Origin of the sequence: Paenibacillus sp. BIC5C1 (genome assembly GCF_032399705.1) — a bacterium.
In the GTDB taxonomy this organism is placed as follows: Bacteria; Bacillota; Bacilli; order Paenibacillales; family Paenibacillaceae; genus Paenibacillus; species Paenibacillus taichungensis_A.
This window is the reverse complement of the sequence record NZ_CP135922.1, coordinates 2,619,659-2,638,305: the sequence shown is the minus strand read 5'-3', so window position 1 is coordinate 2,638,305 and position 18,647 is coordinate 2,619,659. Positions and strand designations below refer to the sequence as shown.

General features: G+C 34.9%; 22 protein-coding genes and 2 pseudogenes. All 24 read right to left on the bottom strand.

All coding sequences use genetic code 11. The features are described 5' to 3' along the window. Positions 1-18 precede the first annotated feature (18 nt). The 24 genes and pseudogenes from RS891_RS12155 to RS891_RS12040 all read right to left on the bottom strand — a co-directional run bounded on the left by RS891_RS12155 (position 19) and on the right by RS891_RS12040 (position 18,558). A complete protein-coding gene (locus tag RS891_RS12155; RefSeq protein ID WP_315795389.1) occupies positions 19-567 on the bottom strand; it encodes a GNAT family N-acetyltransferase in 549 nt (182 codons plus the stop codon). 241 nt (positions 568-808) lie between these two features. Then, positions 809-1,333 carry a GNAT family N-acetyltransferase gene (locus tag RS891_RS12150; RefSeq protein ID WP_113052526.1) on the bottom strand — a complete coding sequence of 175 codons (525 nt, stop codon included), beginning with the start codon at positions 1,331-1,333 and terminating at the stop codon, positions 809-811. Positions 1,334-1,465: 132 nt separating this feature from the next. Next, entirely contained in the window at positions 1,466-2,461 is a 996-nt protein-coding gene (locus tag RS891_RS12145) for a serine hydrolase domain-containing protein (RefSeq protein ID WP_315795388.1), read from the bottom strand. 160 nt (positions 2,462-2,621) lie between these two features. Next, entirely contained in the window at positions 2,622-3,149 is a 528-nt protein-coding gene (locus RS891_RS12140; protein WP_113052528.1) for an AAA family ATPase, read from the bottom strand. A 21-nt stretch (positions 3,150-3,170) separates the two neighbouring features. Then, entirely contained in the window at positions 3,171-3,743 is a 573-nt protein-coding gene (locus RS891_RS12135; RefSeq protein WP_146752112.1) for a hypothetical protein, read from the bottom strand. Between the two features lie 180 nt (positions 3,744-3,923). Beyond that, entirely contained in the window at positions 3,924-4,469 is a 546-nt protein-coding gene (locus RS891_RS12130) for a GNAT family N-acetyltransferase (protein WP_315795387.1), read from the bottom strand. Between the two features lie 51 nt (positions 4,470-4,520). Beyond that, complete coding sequence (locus tag RS891_RS12125; RefSeq protein WP_315795386.1) at positions 4,521-4,922, bottom strand: GNAT family N-acetyltransferase; 402 nt, start codon at positions 4,920-4,922, stop codon at positions 4,521-4,523. Positions 4,923-4,965: 43 nt separating this feature from the next. Further along, complete coding sequence (locus tag RS891_RS12120) at positions 4,966-5,715, bottom strand: class I SAM-dependent methyltransferase (RefSeq protein ID WP_315795385.1); 750 nt, start codon at positions 5,713-5,715, stop codon at positions 4,966-4,968. A gap of 315 nt (positions 5,716-6,030) precedes the next feature. After that, positions 6,031-6,828, bottom strand: a complete 798-nt coding sequence (locus tag RS891_RS12115; RefSeq protein ID WP_315795384.1) for a phosphotransferase family protein — start codon at positions 6,826-6,828, stop codon at positions 6,031-6,033. A 54-nt stretch (positions 6,829-6,882) separates the two neighbouring features. Beyond that, the gene (locus RS891_RS12110; protein WP_315795383.1) at positions 6,883-7,764 is read right to left on the bottom strand and encodes a GNAT family N-acetyltransferase; all 882 of its coding nucleotides are present in this window, start codon (positions 7,762-7,764) and stop codon (positions 6,883-6,885) included. A gap of 138 nt (positions 7,765-7,902) precedes the next feature. Then, a complete protein-coding gene (locus RS891_RS12105; protein WP_315795382.1) occupies positions 7,903-8,382 on the bottom strand; it encodes a hypothetical protein in 480 nt (159 codons plus the stop codon). A gap of 311 nt (positions 8,383-8,693) precedes the next feature. Then, on the bottom strand, positions 8,694-9,335 hold the full coding sequence (locus RS891_RS12100; protein ID WP_113052534.1) for a DEAD/DEAH box helicase family protein: 642 nt from the start codon (positions 9,333-9,335) through the stop codon (positions 8,694-8,696). 304 nt (positions 9,336-9,639) lie between these two features. Next, positions 9,640-10,260 (bottom strand): annotated as a pseudogene (locus tag RS891_RS12095) (zinc dependent phospholipase C family protein). A gap of 83 nt (positions 10,261-10,343) precedes the next feature. Then, positions 10,344-10,859 carry a phosphotransferase-like protein gene (locus RS891_RS12090; RefSeq protein WP_315795381.1) on the bottom strand — a complete coding sequence of 172 codons (516 nt, stop codon included), beginning with the start codon at positions 10,857-10,859 and terminating at the stop codon, positions 10,344-10,346. A 66-nt stretch (positions 10,860-10,925) separates the two neighbouring features. Continuing rightward, positions 10,926-11,423, bottom strand: a pseudogene (locus tag RS891_RS12085) (DUF3626 domain-containing protein); the annotation flags it as partial. Between the two features lie 58 nt (positions 11,424-11,481). Further along, on the bottom strand, positions 11,482-11,871 hold the full coding sequence (locus tag RS891_RS12080) for a hypothetical protein (protein ID WP_315795380.1): 390 nt from the start codon (positions 11,869-11,871) through the stop codon (positions 11,482-11,484). A 137-nt stretch (positions 11,872-12,008) separates the two neighbouring features. Continuing rightward, entirely contained in the window at positions 12,009-12,575 is a 567-nt protein-coding gene (locus tag RS891_RS12075; protein ID WP_315795379.1) for a histidine phosphatase family protein, read from the bottom strand. 182 nt (positions 12,576-12,757) lie between these two features. Next, on the bottom strand, positions 12,758-13,693 hold the full coding sequence (locus tag RS891_RS12070) for an acetamidase/formamidase family protein (RefSeq protein WP_315795378.1): 936 nt from the start codon (positions 13,691-13,693) through the stop codon (positions 12,758-12,760). Positions 13,694-13,826: 133 nt separating this feature from the next. Then, complete coding sequence (locus tag RS891_RS12065; RefSeq protein WP_315795377.1) at positions 13,827-14,630, bottom strand: hypothetical protein; 804 nt, start codon at positions 14,628-14,630, stop codon at positions 13,827-13,829. Positions 14,631-14,876: 246 nt separating this feature from the next. Beyond that, complete coding sequence (locus RS891_RS12060) at positions 14,877-15,530, bottom strand: lysozyme inhibitor LprI family protein (RefSeq protein ID WP_315795376.1); 654 nt, start codon at positions 15,528-15,530, stop codon at positions 14,877-14,879. 327 nt (positions 15,531-15,857) lie between these two features. Continuing rightward, positions 15,858-16,640, bottom strand: a complete 783-nt coding sequence (locus RS891_RS12055; protein WP_113052543.1) for a nucleoside phosphorylase — start codon at positions 16,638-16,640, stop codon at positions 15,858-15,860. A 91-nt stretch (positions 16,641-16,731) separates the two neighbouring features. Beyond that, positions 16,732-17,118 carry a hypothetical protein gene (locus RS891_RS12050; protein WP_113052544.1) on the bottom strand — a complete coding sequence of 129 codons (387 nt, stop codon included), beginning with the start codon at positions 17,116-17,118 and terminating at the stop codon, positions 16,732-16,734. A 184-nt stretch (positions 17,119-17,302) separates the two neighbouring features. Further along, the gene (locus RS891_RS12045) at positions 17,303-17,785 is read right to left on the bottom strand and encodes a DUF1643 domain-containing protein (RefSeq protein ID WP_315795375.1); all 483 of its coding nucleotides are present in this window, start codon (positions 17,783-17,785) and stop codon (positions 17,303-17,305) included. Positions 17,786-17,958: 173 nt separating this feature from the next. Next, a complete protein-coding gene (locus RS891_RS12040) occupies positions 17,959-18,558 on the bottom strand; it encodes a hypothetical protein (protein WP_315795374.1) in 600 nt (199 codons plus the stop codon). Between the last annotated feature and the right edge of the window lie 89 nt (positions 18,559-18,647).

The following is an 18,647-nucleotide window of genomic DNA, read 5'->3' as shown; positions in this document are numbered from 1 at the left end:
TCCTTCTTTCGTTAGCTATTAATGAACTTTATAATCACTCTTGAGAAATGCATAAATGGCATTATCAACAAATCGATTCTTCCAATAATAATTTTCCTTCAATATGCCTTCTTCTCTGAAGCCGATTTTCTCAAGAACCTTTCTTGATCCCACATTTTCCGGTTCTACAAATGCTTCAATTCGGTTTAAACCAAGCGTATTAAAGCCATATTCAATTACCTTTTCAACCACCTCGGTCATAAAACCTTGATGCCAATATTCTGGTGTTAGTTCATATCCAATGACAGCTTTATAATGTTTTTTCATCCAGCCATGAAAGCCACATGTTCCGATTACTTTGTTTTCAGACTTCAAAGTGATTCCCCAACGAATGGCTTGACCTGTTTCAAATCTTTCACTCCATCTTTGAATTAATTCCTCTGCTTGTTTAATGGTTGTAAAACTCTCCACATCATAATACTTCGTAACTTCATCCAATGAAAAAAATTGAAATAGTTCTGTGGAATCATTCTCTGTTAATTCTCTTAATACAAGTCTTTTTGTTTCTAACTTGGGAAACTGAAACATTTTAGTTCTCCTTAATGGTTTAAGTAGTTTCACTCAGCGTCTCTTGGATTCAAATAAAAATAAATCCATAGAAACCAGGCACCTATCCTGTCCTTATCAGGAAATTATATTCACTATGTGCTAACCATATTATTACATATATGAAGTAAATCAAGCAAAAAAAAGCAGATGGTCTCTCATCTGCCCTGAAATATGGAGAAAGCCGTGCAACTGATATAAAATTTCCTCCATGCACTTGATCTTAATTTTCCTCGACTGCCAATCTCCAGTCATTACATCGTATGGTAGTTCCAATAGGGTATTCAAAATCACACTCACCAATATACGAAAAGCCCAGTTTGCGACAAATGGCATTCGAAGCGGGATTCTTGGTTTTAGGAAAAGCGTGAATGAATTTAGGTGTCTTCTTTTCAGAACGGATAGAAGCTATGGCCTTCGCTGTTGCTTCTGTCGCTATTCCTCTACCTTGATATTCCGATAAAACACTCCAACCTATCTCGTAAATAGATTCTTCTTTCCACGTCTGATCCCAATATCCTACACTACCCACGACTTCAAGATGCGGAAGCAAGAGAATCTTAAACATTTTCCCTGTTCCATTTTGTGCGATTTCATAATAGCGCTTATGGCGAGCTAGGATTTTCTCCTCAGTCTCTGGTCCTCCGAAGTGTACTGTCATCTCAGGCGAATTTAATCGGCGAAGCAAATCTAGATCTCCTTCATCCCATAGTTCAATTCTTAGCTCTGGCGCATTCCTTTGTTCCATCTCACTCACCTCACTGTTTTTATTTGTAACCAAAATTAGAGGAAGAGATTTACTATTCTCAGTTCAATTATATCAGAACATACATTCTTATCCAGTAAAATTTATCAATATCATTTAAGCCAAGTTCACGGTTTATATATCTTCTATGTACTTACAGACCAAATCCCCAAATGTTTTGATATCCTCAAGATAGTCGTACCCTAATGGGTTTTGTCCAATCTGATTATACATTCTTACCGCTACAGTTTTACACTTAGGAATGACAAGACAGGCACATCCAGTGGCGCCAAGAGACTGAAAAGAACCGTGTGGAAGTTTATCACCTAATTCTGTATTAGAGCGCGGTTCATCTTGCACAAACCAAAAAAAACCGTTTCTCGGCAATTGTTGTTCCAGATCAGGAGGACTAATAATAGTGGTTGTTTGCTCAAATATTTCTTTAGGAAGTATCTGCTTCCCGTTTATAGCTCCCTTATTCAAATGCAGATAACCCCAATATGCCAATTCCTTTATGCTCATAAATAAGTTGGCTTGGTTACCTTGATCATCCTTATATAGTTCATTAATCCACACTAATTTTTCATTATTTTCCTTCCTCCATCCTGTTTGACTAAAGCCACTAGGTGAGAATAAACGCTCTTCGAGTAATTGTGATAAAGGCATTTTATAAACTTTCCGAATAATCTCAATTAGCAGATTAACACCAATATTATTGTACTTCCAGTCAGTTCCTTGAAGAAATAATCTATTATGCAGATTACCTAAACCATGAGTGTGGGTTAACAAATGTCGTATGGTTATATGGCTTAATGCTTCCCTATCTAACTCATTCAAGTAGTCCACAACAAGATCATCTATACTTCTGACTTTACCTTCATATAATGCAAGACTAATAGCAAATCCTAAGAATGTTTTTCGAACTGAAGCAACATTAAATTGTGATTCCTCATCAACGAATCGACTATGTTTAGAATTGCCATGTACTCCTGAGTACCATTCATTCACGATACGATCATTATGAATAATATATGTGGCAGCAGCAGTAGCAGATATTTTATTCTTTACCTGTGAGACATAATCATTTAGTTCAAAGAATGCTTTATTATTTGATATTTTTAGGTTAAGCAATGAAAGGTGCACCTTCTTCACTATGGTTTATTTAGAATACGTTCTCGTATAAATGAAGTCCATCACCAATTGAAGATTCGAAAGAAAGAGCTCGTTGCGGTTATCAGGTGCGAATGTATCCTAAGCTGCCTCGTCTAATTCACTTCTTAACTTCTTCAAATTAGCTTATCAAAAATCTAGTATTGTTTAATATCTCTTCAATTACTTCGTCTACCTGATCAACAGAATATTCTTGGGTATTTAATATATGTCTCTCTTCTTTTAATACTTCTCTAAATTCATTCAATAGGATCACGCTTCGTTCTCCCATTTGTATCGATGGTTCTCTTAACTGATCTCTTCTTATAATTGTTTCTTGATCGACCATAAATACAACATAAATGATCCTTACATTCATACTCTCCAGTTCACTAGCTAACCAGTAAGCTTCCGACGGAAACGTCACATAATCTATAACAACATCGTAATTAAATTCTAGTAGATTCTTCACTAAACTTAATATATTTATCCAAGTCAGCTTATGAGTTTCTCGACAGATCCAAGGCTTTTCCCTCCCGTTTACAGGTAGATGACTAATATCATCACCAGATATATATGAACTGCGATCCAAATGTTCAACAAGTTTCTTTGATGTAGTAGATTTCCCTACACCGGCGGGACCCGAAATGATATAAACCGATCTTGACATACTGTACCCTCCTCGAATTACTCAATAATAATCTTTAAATCTCTCTATCCACCAATCTTTCTTCCATAAATACTCAAGTTTAATTGGCATGACTATAAATTGTTCATTTACTTCAATAGGTGCTTTTAAACCTGTATATACTAAATCAACATCTAACCTAAATGGATTTATTTTTCTTCCGACTTGACTTTCGAATTCTTGTACAAAAGCTAAAAGATCGGGTTGAGCTTCCCAATAATGCATTGCAATTTGACCGCCAGCAGGCATATTCCACCATTTAATGAATGACGGCCACATATTAATCAGGACGGCCTTTAAGTCTCCCTCTCTAATCATTGAAAAATCAGGAGGATCGATAATTAAATTTTGGTGTTTTCCTTTTCTCCGCTCCCCCTTTTTATAGATGCTCTCATTCCATAGCTCCTTCCATTGCTCTTTAAATTTTTCATTACTTTGCTCAACATTTAAAGATTTACTATTAGGCCAGGCTGCGTCATCGAATCCATCTGTTAATAATCCATGTGCACTAGCCACATACATTATAAAATTCAAGTCATATTCTCCTGAAATACAAATAGTCCAAGAATTGTTCATTTTAATTCAATCCTTTCAAGCAGAATTAAAACTCACTATTTAAACACATCCGTACTGGCTTAAGGCAGTTCTGAGTCGTCAGAGTCAACTTCCCTTATTGTTAATTGAATGACAAGGGGCATAAGCACCGCTGTAAAAAGTTTAATCTCGGATGATATCATATACTTTCTATAAGAAGTACTAATCCGTTCTCCATTCATTAGCTTTCAATCCATAGATTATTCTATCTAGAAACCTTCCATTGATATACTCGTAATCTCTGAGTTCACCTTCACGTTTAAACCCTAATTTCTCAGGAATTGCACGGCTCTTTATATTGTTTGTAGCTGCTCCTATTTCAATTTTATTTAATTTCAGTTCGTCAAAAGCATGATTTATTAGTACTTTAATAGATTTAGTAATTAATCCCTTACCCTCATATTCTTTACCTAGCCAATATCCGATTTCAGTTTTTTTGTTCTCTTGATCTAGATATAAGTAACCTATAGAACCCACAAGTTTATCCTCACTCCATATTCCTAACCAGTAACCCTCTTCCTTGGCATATCTTATCCGTGTTCTTTCTATAAAGGTTTTTGAATCATCCGCTTCTACAGTGATACTAGGAAACTTCAGCCACTCACCTATATGATCCCTATTACTGTTAATCAAATTATATAATTGCTCTGCATCTTTAATTTCCAATAGCGATAAATAAGAAGATTCATCAATTTCGTATTTAAACATTGTCACATTCTCCCTTATTCCTAAGTAAGTACCCATCTTCTTTGATTTTTTTTAATTTCCTTGATTCTTATAATGCATTACAATTTGCTTTGTCCGTTTAAATCCTGACAATTCGTAAAAACCATCCAAATCCTCTGTACAAAACAAACTAATAACATCAATATCTTTCAGTTCATCTAAAAGTCTTTTGACCATTAGTTCTCCTATTCCTTTATTTCTGTACGTACTTAATACAACAACATCTTCTACATAAGCCCGATATATTCCGTCTGAAATAGACCTACAGAAACCAATTAATATATCATCTTTCCAAGCTCCTACTGCAACACCGCTAACAAGTAGCTGTAATATTCCATTCTCATCTCGGTTAGGCCACCAACCAGCATCTTGATAAAGACCCATTAGTTCAGATTGTAGAATCGGTTTCTCTGTATGTAATTTTAACGTTACCATGAATACCTCCATAGATAATATTTTTTTGGATCTATTAGTAATTTCAAAGTTTTCTTGCTTTGATAACGAAGGTTACAGGAAACATTTTCGCTCTTTCTACAAGATCATTATGTTCATCATGCAGTTGGATTATTTCCTGATCGGTTTCTTCAATCATTTGTTCAATAACAAACCCTGCTTTAGCTAACGCATTTATATAGGTTGATAGTTTACGATCAGACAAAGTTAGCTCGCCTTGAACAAAATCAGGAGCGACCGAATACCAAGATTCATCAAAATAAGACTTGTTAAAAACCAATCTATTATTTTCATCAACAACACATTTGTGAATTGGATGAGACCAACTGAAAATAAATATGCCATCTTTTTTTAAATATGAAGCGATCCGACAAAAGGTACCTTCAAGATCGGTTGTCCAGCCTATGGCGTAAACCGAATAAACAAAATCAAAATAATCCACGGGGAGGTCACATTCTTCTTCCATGGGAGAACAGATCAATCTTGCTGAAAGGCCACACGCTTTCAAATGTTGTGTTGCCTTTTCAATTTGTCTTTCAGATATATCCATCCCCCATAGTTCAGATGCTTTACGCTCTCCCTGATATTGCAAAGATTGGCCATCTCCACAGCCGATCTCTAACATCTTTTTACCTGAGACATCGCCAAAAAGTTGGCATTTTTCTTCTGTAACAAATGCTCCATAAAAAGGAAGCACGATTGCTCTTAAAAAGTCATTTCTTTTTGTATTCCAATAGAAGCTATTTGTTTCATAAACACTATGCTTATACACCATGATAACCCCCTCAATATAATTATGTTCGCAGCTCCATTCGTTTACTTAATGCCTCTTCGTAATCGATCTTGCAGTCAGCACTCCTTGAGCAACAAATATTATGTTTTAATTATCATCATTGAATTAACTTACGAAGTTCTTCTCTAATCTCATAATTCAAACCATTCTTCATTAATAGTTCTTTTATTAAATTCTTTTGGACAATCAACCACGAGATCCCATTCATTCACTGTATTTTATGAACCTTCACCGACTTAAAGGCAAATGGCTCGATGCCTCAACATGGTATTATCTGATAAGACGTTGCGAAGGGAACTAAAAGAAGCTATATAATCCATCTTCAAAGTAGTTATACTCTTCATCCGTTATTTTTAACTTGCCATATGCGTTAAAAAATATTTCTTTATCTCTATCACTATCGAAAGCATTATATTTTGGTCTAATTGCCAATGCTACATCATATCTTGGATCCCCGTATGTAGCTCCTGACCAATCGATAACTCCAACTATATTGCCTTCATTAACTAATACATTATCTATTGTAAAATCTCCATGAATCAAACTGTTATCTATTGGTTTAGGTCTTACTTCTTTCAATCGTTTAAGTAATTCATCTGTTCCGTCTACTGCAAAGTGAGTCAGATTAAATTCTGCTTTATTTAGCATTGTATCTAACCAAGGTTTATCATTCGTCAATAATTCAACAGGGCAAGAACATTCATGTATTTTCTTTAAACAAAGTCCAAAGTTAAAAATAGCTTTTTCTTTATTTTTGTGATTGGGCTCTTTAGATAGAAATTCTCTCAAACTTATTCCATCAATATAATCCATTAAAAGCCATCTCGCTTTATTCTCTACATGATATGAATATGCTCGCGGAACTGGTAGTCCCGTATGATAAAGATATTGAAGCACCTTGTATTCTTCTGACAACCATTCATTATAGAGATCGTTTTCTGTCTTTTTAATCACGTACTTTTTATCGGGCGTATCCAAAATAGCCACGATAGAAGTATGACCTTGCCTCGGAAAAGTAATTTTCTGAACTTTTCCGATTTGTTCTATTATTTCAATTGGGAGGTCCTGAATATCCATGCGTTCATCCTTTCTCACAATTCTTTCTCTTTAGATAACGTTCCCTACGAACCCGAGAGTTTCAAGAAAGTATCAAATGTTATACCAATAGAAAGTATAATGAGAGTGCTGTTGAAAACCTAATGACTTGTAGAAAGAACTATCCGAAATAACATATGCTTTTTCAGCACCTAAGGATCGACCTCTTTTCAAGGCTTCTAATACCACTGCTTTTCCAAGCCCCTTCTGCCGATACTCCGGAATTGTACATACAGGTTCAACATAAACATAATCCGTTTTTTGACTGTACCATAAGCCACAATAAGCAACGTATTCCCCGTCTTCATTTTCAGCAACAATATGTAGGAATGAATTCATATTTCTTGCTGACAACATTCTTTTTTGCTTACTTATAGCAGCTTCATCCGTAGGTACAGATCCTTCATTTTCAAATGCCTTCCATAACAAATGATGAAGCTTATATAAGTCATTTTCTATATCTATATTTTTTAGTATTACACCTTCAGGAATTACATAATCAAGGCTAACATTCTCTAGTGTAAGTTCAAGTATGTTTTCAGACAGATCATTCTCCACAAACTTCTTACTGCGCAATAAATCTAGAGTATGAGTATCTTTGTCATTCACCGCAATCCCAAGGCCATTTTCATTCCTGAAAGTAGTAGTGGTATATTCTAATATATCTTCTTCTATTTCTTCAAACCCTTGTTTAGTAGCAAAAAATGCTTCACCAAAATAGTGGTCATACGTTGCTATCCCTACTAACTCGTCATTACAGTACCATAAGCCAATCTTATCCATTAAGTCTCGATTGAAATCAGGATGATAAAACATCCACTCCCACCTTGCCCAGTTCCAATTGATATGCCTACGGTCATCTTTTGATAATTCAATCAAAAAATCGCACACTTGTTCATAATAAGAATCATCGAAATTCTTGAAAATAATCTTCATTATAATCACCCATATAATATAATTTTTTTACGTCTTCTTAATACAACACTATGCGCCTTAATACTTTAAATAAACAATATTTCTTACTCCCAAAGTTCGGTGTTAAAGATCAATTCGTAACTGAAGGGGCTATTCCGTTTACTTTTTGTAAAGTTCTTTACCCTCATTGTCGAATATTACTAAGTTCTCTACTTCACTAATTTGAGTATTAGGAATCAAATAACCCTTCTTTTCCGTAATCCCTCTTGAATAGGACTTACCATCAGTATAGGTAATTAAAATACGATCAGCTCCAGAGCTTAGCATTTTGTTATTAACTATGACTGCTATATATGGGTTTCCGTTTCCTACAAACACAGGATTTGAATAATTTATTCCCCACGATAATTTTTGGTCGTATACCTTCCCATGTTGATCTGTATAAAGGGTTATTAATGAATTTTCGAGCAAAATGATTGCTGACTCCTTAATCCATATACTATCTTGTAAATCTAAACGATGACTATTTACATAATCAGTGATTTGTTCATTGGTTGGGGCGTTATATATTAGCTCGTTCTTGTTACACCCCATTAATAAGGTTGAAATGAATAATATAAACACTATACTTTTTTTCATTTTTCGCTCCTTGTATATTTTGGGTATTCACATAACGCTCCTGCATTAAAGATGTTCGACGAAATCGAATCTTTTTCTGTGCAAGCTTCCCTGAAATTCATTCCGCAGACCAAGGTTCCGTAAGAAGCCGCTGCGTAAACATATTGTTATCTGCTTTCGGCTCATATCCTTGACTAAAGACAGGACGTCAGGAGGTGCATAATTTTTATAATTCACTATGACCAAACTATCATGTCCCGTTATTTAAACAGGCTACCTTATATCGGTAGCCTGACCCGTATTACATATAAAATTAACAAAAGATGCTCATATCATAATTCAAAATGCTCACAAACTAATCTGAATTGTTCTTCTATACCTAAGTCAGGTGTTCTTTCAAGTGTTTTGATATTGTTATTAACGCAGGCATTTCTAATTTCATGGGAGAATTTCACCATAGTTTTGTTGCTATGTTTAATCGTTTCCGCTGGATTTGATGTAAGGTTAATAACGTCCAAAATCATCTTGTGATCTTCTCTAAAGTAATATAGCCTTTCTATTTCTTCATCAGATGTATAAAGACACATCATTCTTTCTTTAGGAATAAAGGGTAGGATATGTTCAGGCAATATTCCTAAATCGATAATGATTGGTTTATCCGTCGGCATCTTCAATAAATCAATAACGAAAAATCCCATCATCTCTACAACGATTTCACAAAGCCACCGAAATACCACATCAGTTGGCCTATTAAACCACTCCTCCCAGTTTAAACCGGGATGGGGATATTGAAGAGCAGGATATTCAGTCGGATTAGTGAATGGTCTATACTTCAAGACATCATCGCTCAATGTTTGAAATCCTAACTCTGCAACAAATTTCTGTGTCATCGTTGTCTTTCCCGCGCAACAACCACCATTTAACCAATACACATGCTTTAATTGTTCTTTTAAATAATTGTTATTTATTCTCATTTTAATCCTCCTCAATTTTTAATATTGAGGGAGATTACGGATTCTTATCGGTTTTTTATACACACAACAAAACCACATAATATAATCCTCCTTTACTTATTTATACCTAAATAGTATTCGGCGAATTATAGTTTACTCCTTCATTTACTATTAATCTGTCCGTTAGATTAATTATTATATTTACAACTTCGAGCCACATGACATTTCGGTGTACTTTCTCTCATGACTATAGACCGAGCAGCTATCAGGCGGTTACGATACGTGGATGTATTGTTATGGGATGCTTCAGAATTCATGAAATTACTTACAAATTATACTTTATCTTTAAATACTTCATATTCAATAATCCCATATCGACTGATGTCTCTAAGTATCCAATGATCTGCTCAAAAGTAAAAACATTAAGGAGGGCTTCTATCAAAATTTCTTTGTCATAATTCAAATCATTAAATACATATGGCACAAACTTCTCGACATCTGTAGATTTAACTTCTTCTAAATCCGGTATTGTTGGAATGTAATTGAGCCTGTTTCTTAATTCCTCTTCATATCCATAATGTTCAAGCAACTTCCCATTCAATAATTTAAAGTCGTTATGATACTGTTTATATAACCTCATTAGCTTCCATTCTGTTCCTTAACCAAGGTAAATTAAAACCTTTCAACCATATATCATCGGCAATTAAATGTGTGAAATAACCCAGAACATAAAGGTCCTCTGCCTGTGATCGATACTTATGTAAAATCCTTTATAGTCTACGTTTCTTGAATAATCCTGAATTTCACCAGCAAAAAAATGTGATGAATCTTTTGTTGTAACTGCGTCCGGTGCAATATTTCCAAGTAAAAAAGGTGTTTTATCTACTATAGATAAGGAATCTGCAATTCTATTCGCCACAATCAGATGCATTATTCTTGAACCCATGCTTCTTCCTCCCCCTCAACTGAAAGTTTGAAGTGTGTTTTCCTGATTCTGCTTCCTTGAACTGATATTTTCAATCAATTAAATTATTTTTTGAATACTGATTTGATAATTATTTCTGCACATTCTTCCGGCGTATTCAAACTCGTATCGACTGAAAAGCTATAGTGAATGTGTTGCGACATTATTTTAGTTTGCTCATCGGATTGATCTTTTCTTCTGTCACTACGTTCTATATTTCGCTTACGACAAAGATCTAATGGGCAGTACACCTCAACGATATCCAAAGAATATCCATCAAATATATCTTGAACTTTATCATAGTGCGGCTTTAATTCAGGTCTTTCAACAAGTATCCCATCGATTAAAACATTCTTTCCATGATCGGAAAATAACTTTGCTGTATGATACATTAGAATGATGGCTTCACTTAAATACTTCCAGTAGTCTTTTTGCAAATGTTTATCACCAATCGTATTTTCAAAAAGATCATTGGCCACAACATAAAAAAAGGGTTCAGAGTAATTTTGCATCGCTTCTACGATTGAAGTTTTACCTGAACTGGTTACGCCATTCAAAAATATAATTTTCCCTTTATCCATTTTCTCATCTTCCTTTGCGCGAGTTATATTTAAAGTGTCTATGATTCTAATAATCTTCAGTAAAAATCAATTACTCTGATCAGCAATCGATTTACCATATCGAACGAGTATATGCCACATGTATTTTAATTCCTGAAGCACTTCTTCGTAATTACCTCTGTCAGACCAGAGACCAGGATTGCATTTCAAATCGTTGACAGCACTCCCGATTACACTTGCGTCAATGTTACCGTTGCTTGCGATTCGCTTCGCTAATGAGGGCATGCTTGGACCTCTAAAATCAGAGGGCACTTCCTCTGCACGCATCTCAAATCCCATATGCCAAAATAGTTCAATGGAATAGTTGATGCAGGTTTGCTCTAAGTAATTTCCTATTTCTGTTCCTTTGAACGATGGGTCAGCTACTAAAATTTCCACATCATCATCAAGAACTATATCTCCATGAACTTGGGTTTCTAATTCCTCATATGTCCCCATTTCCTTCGGAGCATCTTGAGAGCCACCATAAGTGAACGTACAGCGATGTAAAGCATTCGGTTTTAACCCGAAAACTGATACGTTGAATTCGACATTATTTGAAGTCACTCACTTCTTCGAGTTACATCAAAATAATTATTATTCTTTATTCTTGTTTCCATATATGTGCTTCGAGTATTTTTCCAGTTTCATAAAAATACTTTATTACTTCAAGCATGGGAATTAATTCTATACAAATGTTGTCGCAATAATTGCCTAACTGACCACCAGCAACCAGAGAAATTTCACTGTTGCCCAGTTTATCGTTCATAAGAGTATATATAGTATCATCAATTGTAATAGACACAATGAAATATTCAGGTCCGCCTCCAACTAATGCTGAATCCGTGTCTGATATCTCAAAAAATACTAATGTAAATTTATCTCCATCGAGTTTTCTTAAAAAACTTAAAGTGTCCGTCCATGTAGGATTCACAACGATTTCTTCCTTAAATGTGGCCCCAATCGATTCATCAATACTAATAGATTTTATCATTTTATCTTTTCATCCTTCTAAGATGTTTTAATTATTTGGATGTTTTCATATAACGTTCCTGTATTCACGACGCCGAGCTCGCAGCGTGAATACTCTGTCATGTAATGTCACAGTTTTCTTTATATTCCTTAGGAAATCTAATCATTCCACATTCTTGTTACTTCTTCTAATTCTAAGTCCTCGAATTGCATTTTATAAATATCTGGTTTCTTTAATTGATTCAAAAACTCCAAACCAAAAGCTGAATCAAAATGATTCATCATCAAAGTCATCACAAGACCATGAGTCCCGATGGCTATTTTCTTCCCTCTGTTCTCTTTTAGGAGGGGGTTTATAACTGAGAGTGCTCTTTTCTGACAATCAGCATTGGACTCTCCACCCGGCAAGGTATAATCAAAATCATTAAAACTCTCTCTGATACTAGACATTAACTCTGCATTTTCAATATTATAAGATGCAAAATGTCGTTCTCTAAGATCTTCAAATACTTTAATATCTAACTTTAAGTGCTCGGCCAATCCCTCAACACTCAGAATTGCTCGAGTATAAGGACTTGATATAATCATATCTATTCCTTCACCTATAAGTAATTTCGTTACTTTTTCAATATCGATCTTTCCTTTTGGGGTAAGCCCTCTTGTTCTTTCATTTCCTTCGTTGTATGGTGATTCTCCATGCCTAACCATATAGATAATTGTCTTCATACAAGCCTCCTTTAGATGCTTTCATTAAATGTCGCACTATGGTTTCACATAAAGTTGATATATTTGCAACGTCCATTCCCTTGTGTTTTACTACCCAGCGTTTGCTCCGACTCCTGTCGGATCCAGGGCGAATACCCGCAGCGTGAATACGATATTGGCGTCCTTTTCGAGTTACGTTCGAATCACTTCAAAATTCCATGTGGTAGACAGGCATGTACCCCTTTAACCCCATTCACAATTTGCGTTATACGTAGATCAACAACTGAACTCCCTAAAGCAATAGCTTCAACACGATTTAAACCATACAACTCACCCATCAAGGTAAGCATTCCATCTAAAGCTTGAACGGTTGCTTCATTAAGATCTTCATGAAACCCAAAAGTAATCCAACCTGCAGGAGTATTAGCTCGGGGGTTTAACAAATCTATGCCTTCAATCAAATTTACAGTTATATCTACAACCTCCATCGGACATTCAATAGCTTGGCAACTGATTTCTCCATCCCCTTGCAAAGCATGACCATCACCTATAGCAAGGTAACCCCCATCAACAGAAATAGGAAGATACAATTTGCTTCCTTTCACAAGCTCTTTACAATCAATATTCCCACCACAATAACGTGGTGGCCAAGTAGAGTGAATTCCTATGTCATCTGGAGGCATTCCAATAACGCCCATGAAAGGTCGTAATGAAACTGAGAAGGAATTGCCATTGATTTCACATACTCCCATCATGGATTTATTATCGAGTTTCCAATCAAGGCTAATTTCCTTATATTCGGTCAAATGTAACTTCTGATTTTGCCAATTAGGATATTGACCTGCAGCAGTAAAACCATATTGCCCAGGTATAATATCATTAAACTCAATCTCTAAAGTCATCCCTTTCTTAGCACCTTCAATATAAATAGGTCCCACCAAGGCGTGACCGCCATCAACTTTTTCTTTTCTTGAAAATGGTTTCTTTCTTTCACTATTACTTTTCCCAGTCCCCCAACCAGCATCTAATGTTTCAAAACGTATGGAATCACCAGATGACACCGAAAGGATAGGAGCCACTTCTTTAGTAAATGAACCAATTAGTGTTTCTTGGGATAATTCAATTTTGTGTTCTACCATGGTATCGCCTCCAATGGGCTTATTATCTTTATGCCAATTTCGGATAACGAGGCCCTACGCGTGAATATAATGTTATGTGATGCTTCGGACATTGAATAACTCTCGAAATCCTATTCCTATATCTGTACAGTCATTACCAATCTTCAAGTTCTGAAAGTAGTACACCTTTTTTGGTAAGTTTAAGACTCTTATTGCATGTAAAACCTTCAATACTCTGAATTTGCTTATTGATAAATGAGAATTCAAATATCTTTGTAAAATCTCCATTCAAAGTAAAATGAACTTTACTTTCTTCTGGAACAAATATAATTGAAAATTGGGTTGGATAATCCCCACTTTGCTGAGCAGTATCCTTGAGTAAGTTAAGGCCTGTTGCAATATTAAATGTTTCTTTGTTATTTGTAATGACTTCATAGGCCTTTATATATCTATCCTTTCCTGATCCTTCAACCTTCTTATATTCATTATCGAAATTATCCGATACAGGAAAATTAGTTAGTACCATGAAGTCCCTATCAGAAGAATTAATATCGATGTTCTTTCTTCCAGGCTCAACAATATATGTCTTCCTATTTCTCCCTGCTATCAAACTGTGGACACTATGACTCGGGACATTAACAATTATGTTATTGGTTAAATATTCACTTAATTGAGATAACTCGATACGTCCAGAAAGAATTTCATCAAACAATTTCATAATATGTACGCAATTCTTTCCACGTCTATATTTGCCTTCTTCAATTGGATCGACCATTAGTAAATTCATAAATGTACCACTACTATTCAAACCGAATGCTGGATAAAATTGTCCATCATCCTTCTGAAGAACTAAAAGTTGATCTTCACCAATCAAAACAATTTTGATGGGTCTTCGAGAAATATCGAAGTTCATACCAATAAATGTCTTGTCTAAATGAACAGCAAAACTAGTACACATTGAGTTAATCTCCTTTATTTGTTTTTTTGTCGTCGTTCCAAAGTTTCATGTAACGTTCTTGTATTCACGAAACGAGCCAGCCTTAGATAGATCTTATCTTAAGCTGGCTCGTTTGTTGTCTGAGTGTTCTTCCATGATTATACATCTGACAACCAAGGTGTGATAGCCACACAACATGAATACATTGTTATGCGACGTTACTGTCTTCGAAGCATCACCTAGAAACCTGTGATCAAGATTCCAACTCTATTTTTTACTTGGGTATAAAAACTCAACTTTGCCATCTAGCAAATATCGATATTCAAATAATTGCATTGTTCTTTCCCTAATTCTCTCCCGTATAACCGTGCCTAGGCTTACCGATCCTTTTGATCCAAGGTAACCATTGTTAATAAATGTCTCCTCTACAAATTTTGTTTCCCTTAAGTGATACTTTAACCATTCTTTCTGAGATTCGATTAGTGCATCTCTTGGTTCTCTATCCAACTTAGAAAGAAGCTTTTTATATATTTGATTCAACTCTTTATCCCAAATCTCTTTATATTTGCCTTCCAGCTCCCCCCATCCCATTGTTGTAATAATCTCTTTGGAATTTTGTAATTCATTAAATTCTACTTCATAATCATGATCTATAGGATTTCGAAGCATTTCATCATAAAATTCTCCTTTCAAATCGTAGTTCCCTATTCTCATGGATAACACTTCATTGTTAGAAGGCTCTGATCGACCTTCAGTTACTTCTTTCGATTCGGTTCCATTACCTGTACTCTCTACATCAGGAGGCAGTTCAGAATTCATTATTGATTTAGTTTCGCTATTCAAAATAGTCGATTGACTAATATTTTGACAAGATGAAAACATTATCGTAATAAAAAATAAGAAGAGTACCTTACCTTTCATAAATTATCTCCTTAAATATTATCTTTAATATTTATCGGTATTGGCGTATAACGATGTTGTATTCACGAACCCCAGAGGCTTAAGGTCCGCTAAGATCGGGTGGCTTCGCAGGGTTGACTGCTGAATCCACTTTTCCGAAATGCCCCTTGCAGACCAAGGCCCCATCAGGGGACGCAGCGTGAATACGGTGTTATATATGTTGTAACTGCCTTCTTCGATTTCGCATATTTTATTTATGTTGTCATATTTACATTTAACTTCTGCTTGTCTATTTAGCATTTCCCTTTTAATAAATACACTAATAAATGGATACTATAGCTATTCCTTTTATAAAGAACTGCATATCCGCAATGATATTTCAACAAGGTTTATTCTTATTTCTGATCTGCTATTCCAACTTCGACTATCCCATTCGACACCACTTAAATCATCACCGCCATACAAGATAATACCTAATTTTACATTTCTAAATTGCGAAACAGCCATAAATGCTGCTGCTTCCATTTCTACGGTTACACACCCTTCTGCTTTCCGCAACTCAACCTTTTCTTTAGTCTCTCTATAAAATGAATCTGTCGTCCAGGTTTTGGCCTTTATATAACTGACATTATGTATATTAAAATCGTCCTCTATGATTTTTAATACCTCTAGATTACATTCAATTTCTCTTGATGGCTTAATGTAATGGTATGATACTCCTTCATCTCTCACGGCCGAAACTGGTACTATTACATGTCCAACAGCAATGTCTTTTTTTAATACACCTGCACCACCACAAACTATAAATTTCTGAAAACCATAGGCTATCAGTTCTTCTAAGAATCCAGCTGAACCCGCAGCACCTAAATACCCCAAAGTAATATGTACTTTTTTTCCTTCATAATATGTTTCATATATTGGCAAATCTACAGTCTCACAATGTAGAGATGCAACTTCTTTCAACTTTCCCTCCGTTTTCATTTTTTCAATTACATCTCGAAAGAATGTTATTACACAATATTCAAATTCTTCTTTTGGCTTGATAAAATTAGACGCCTCTATTATTGCAACTCGAGATTCATCAAATTCCAATATCGGGAATTCATTACTATCGATTTTTTTGCTCTCCATCTCGACATACCTCCAAAGTAATTTAAAATTTTTTATTATTTCTTTGTTGCTATTACATATAACGTGATATCACCTTTTTGAGCTACATTCACTATCTTTCACTTATCAACCAAGTCTTTGCTTCCTCCGGATCTGAGAAATATGAAACAGGATATTCTAGTTTTAAATTCTTTATTTTGCGCTTTAACTTCCATTTACTTGTACTTGAAAGTCCAACAAATGAGATTTTCTTTACATAGCCATTCAAGTTATTTAGATTGTTCACAAGTTCTTGAAGAACCATTTCTGTTATAGATGTTTCGTACAGATCAATCCATATCTTCAGTTTTTTATTAGCTTTAAAAATAAATTCTTCTTCCATTCTCATTAATTCAAAAAGTTCATCATATTTTCTATACTTACTTCCATATTTAAGACAATGGATTTCTCCACCCTTATAATAATATGGAAAAATTGAACCTCCAGGCGACTTTATCATTCAGGTCACTCCTTTAGTTAGTTTTGAATGTTGTTCCGATGATTTCGTATAACGTTCCTGTATTCACGAACCCCAAAGGGGTTGTCTGCTGAAATCCCTCCTCGAAATCCAAGCTCAGACCAAGGTTCAAAAGGAACCGCCGCTTTAATATTATGTTATACGACAGAATTTACTACCTGAATAATCATCTGAAATAAATCAGTTCATCTATGTCGTGTCCAAGTCTTGATGGATGTCTAGGGTGGCCAGACTTAGCCTTCTTTAAGCAAAATAGATCAATTCCTTCATTCCTCAATAATTCCATTACTTTTTTGTCTCTTTTGTTAAAGAAATGTTTTTCGCCCCATGCTATGACCACTTTATCGGCTCTTAATGCTGCTTCTATAATGTACTTGTCGGTTTCAAGCCCTACAGGGTCTATTAATGATTCTTTTAGCCTTTTTGGATCGGTTGATATCAAACTATAGAGATTGACTACTTCAAGTGATCCATATTGAAATTTGTTTGCAAAATATAGACATTGTCTCGAAGTTTGATCCTCTGAGCTTTCATTTACTGTACTGGGATTTAACATTATGTATAATAGCTTAGGTAGCGTAATATCCCATTCTCTAGTCAATAAGTATCTATATTTTCTTTCTGAATCAAACATAGCGCCTTGCTTCATTTAACTCACCTTCTTTTGAGTTTTTGCAAATATGATTTAAGTTTTCTCGTCTAACGTTCCTGTATTCACGACTCGACGCATGTCGGGTGTCAGGCGAATGCCAGACCAAGGACGAATGTCCGCAGCGTGAATATTATGTTATGTGCTGTTGCCTTCTTCATGAATATGCAATTTTAATTTCCCTTTATTATTTCATCAGCTATATATTCTACTTCTCTCATCATTGCATGCAATTCATCAAAGTTTAAAAAGGTTTGATTAGATTTAATTCCTTGATTGGTTATCCATATAGGTATGGTATTTAATTCCTCTAAGCTACCGCTACTTATAGAACTATCGTAGTGTTTGGCTACATTATAAAGCTTGTTTAACCGCTCAATCGAAGAACCATCATTTTTCTCAAACAATTTAGTACCCTCACCGGCCATTTTGCTTCCTAACATGTATGCTTGATACAAATGAGAAATTGAAGTCTCAATGCAAACAACCGCTGATAAATATTTAGATATACTTTCCTTATCGTGATTTAAAAAGTCATCTAATAAAGCACTTCCAGCGTTATATTGATAAAATGTAGATTCTATTCTTCTTAAAATATTCATTAAGTATATTCTTTGTTTTTCTTCATATTTATATTTAAGGGTAGAGTTTAATATAAATACGCCGACCCAATGTCTTTCTTTATCAAATAAAATAGTGTTATTTTCAGTTAAGCTAGACAAATCAGCAGAAATAAAGTTGTCTAGCAAGTAATTCGAAGGTTTAAAATCCATTATCATCATCCCTCTCTTTGGTTTGGCAAGGCAATTGCACATAACATCTAAATTTATGTACTTCGTAAATACCACACATTCAACTCGAT

Excerpts from the sequence above, each read along its gene's own strand:
- RS891_RS12055 (WP_113052543.1), bottom strand. The coding sequence starts at position 16,640 with ATGGAGAGCAAAAAAATCGATAGTAATGAATTCCCGATATTGGAATTT.
- RS891_RS12135 (WP_146752112.1), bottom strand. The coding sequence starts at position 3,743 with ATGAACAATTCTTGGACTATTTGTATTTCAGGAGAATATGACTTGAAT.
- RS891_RS12120 (WP_315795385.1), bottom strand. The coding sequence starts at position 5,715 with ATGGTGTATAAGCATAGTGTTTATGAAACAAATAGCTTCTATTGGAAT.
- RS891_RS12080 (WP_315795380.1), bottom strand. The coding sequence starts at position 11,871 with ATGATAAAATCTATTAGTATTGATGAATCGATTGGGGCCACATTTAAG.
- RS891_RS12130 (WP_315795387.1), bottom strand. The coding sequence starts at position 4,469 with ATGTTTAAATACGAAATTGATGAATCTTCTTATTTATCGCTATTGGAA.
- RS891_RS12050 (WP_113052544.1), bottom strand. The coding sequence starts at position 17,118 with ATGATAAAGTCGCCTGGAGGTTCAATTTTTCCATATTATTATAAGGGT.
- RS891_RS12155 (WP_315795389.1), bottom strand. The coding sequence starts at position 567 with ATGTTTCAGTTTCCCAAGTTAGAAACAAAAAGACTTGTATTAAGAGAA.
- RS891_RS12045 (WP_315795375.1), bottom strand. The coding sequence starts at position 17,785 with ATGAAGCAAGGCGCTATGTTTGATTCAGAAAGAAAATATAGATACTTA.
- RS891_RS12075 (WP_315795379.1), bottom strand. The coding sequence starts at position 12,575 with ATGAAGACAATTATCTATATGGTTAGGCATGGAGAATCACCATACAAC.
- RS891_RS12040 (WP_315795374.1), bottom strand. The coding sequence starts at position 18,558 with ATGGATTTTAAACCTTCGAATTACTTGCTAGACAACTTTATTTCTGCT.
- RS891_RS12070 (WP_315795378.1), bottom strand. The coding sequence starts at position 13,693 with ATGGTAGAACACAAAATTGAATTATCCCAAGAAACACTAATTGGTTCA.
- RS891_RS12105 (WP_315795382.1), bottom strand. The coding sequence starts at position 8,382 with ATGAAAAAAAGTATAGTGTTTATATTATTCATTTCAACCTTATTAATG.
- RS891_RS12065 (WP_315795377.1), bottom strand. The coding sequence starts at position 14,630 with ATGTGTACTAGTTTTGCTGTTCATTTAGACAAGACATTTATTGGTATG.
- RS891_RS12100 (WP_113052534.1), bottom strand. The coding sequence starts at position 9,335 with ATGAGAATAAATAACAATTATTTAAAAGAACAATTAAAGCATGTGTAT.
- RS891_RS12150 (WP_113052526.1), bottom strand. The coding sequence starts at position 1,333 with ATGGAACAAAGGAATGCGCCAGAGCTAAGAATTGAACTATGGGATGAA.
- RS891_RS12140 (WP_113052528.1), bottom strand. The coding sequence starts at position 3,149 with ATGTCAAGATCGGTTTATATCATTTCGGGTCCCGCCGGTGTAGGGAAA.
- RS891_RS12060 (WP_315795376.1), bottom strand. The coding sequence starts at position 15,530 with ATGAAAGGTAAGGTACTCTTCTTATTTTTTATTACGATAATGTTTTCA.
- RS891_RS12110 (WP_315795383.1), bottom strand. The coding sequence starts at position 7,764 with ATGAAGATTATTTTCAAGAATTTCGATGATTCTTATTATGAACAAGTG.
- RS891_RS12125 (WP_315795386.1), bottom strand. The coding sequence starts at position 4,922 with ATGGTAACGTTAAAATTACATACAGAGAAACCGATTCTACAATCTGAA.
- RS891_RS12090 (WP_315795381.1), bottom strand. The coding sequence starts at position 10,859 with ATGGATAAAGGGAAAATTATATTTTTGAATGGCGTAACCAGTTCAGGT.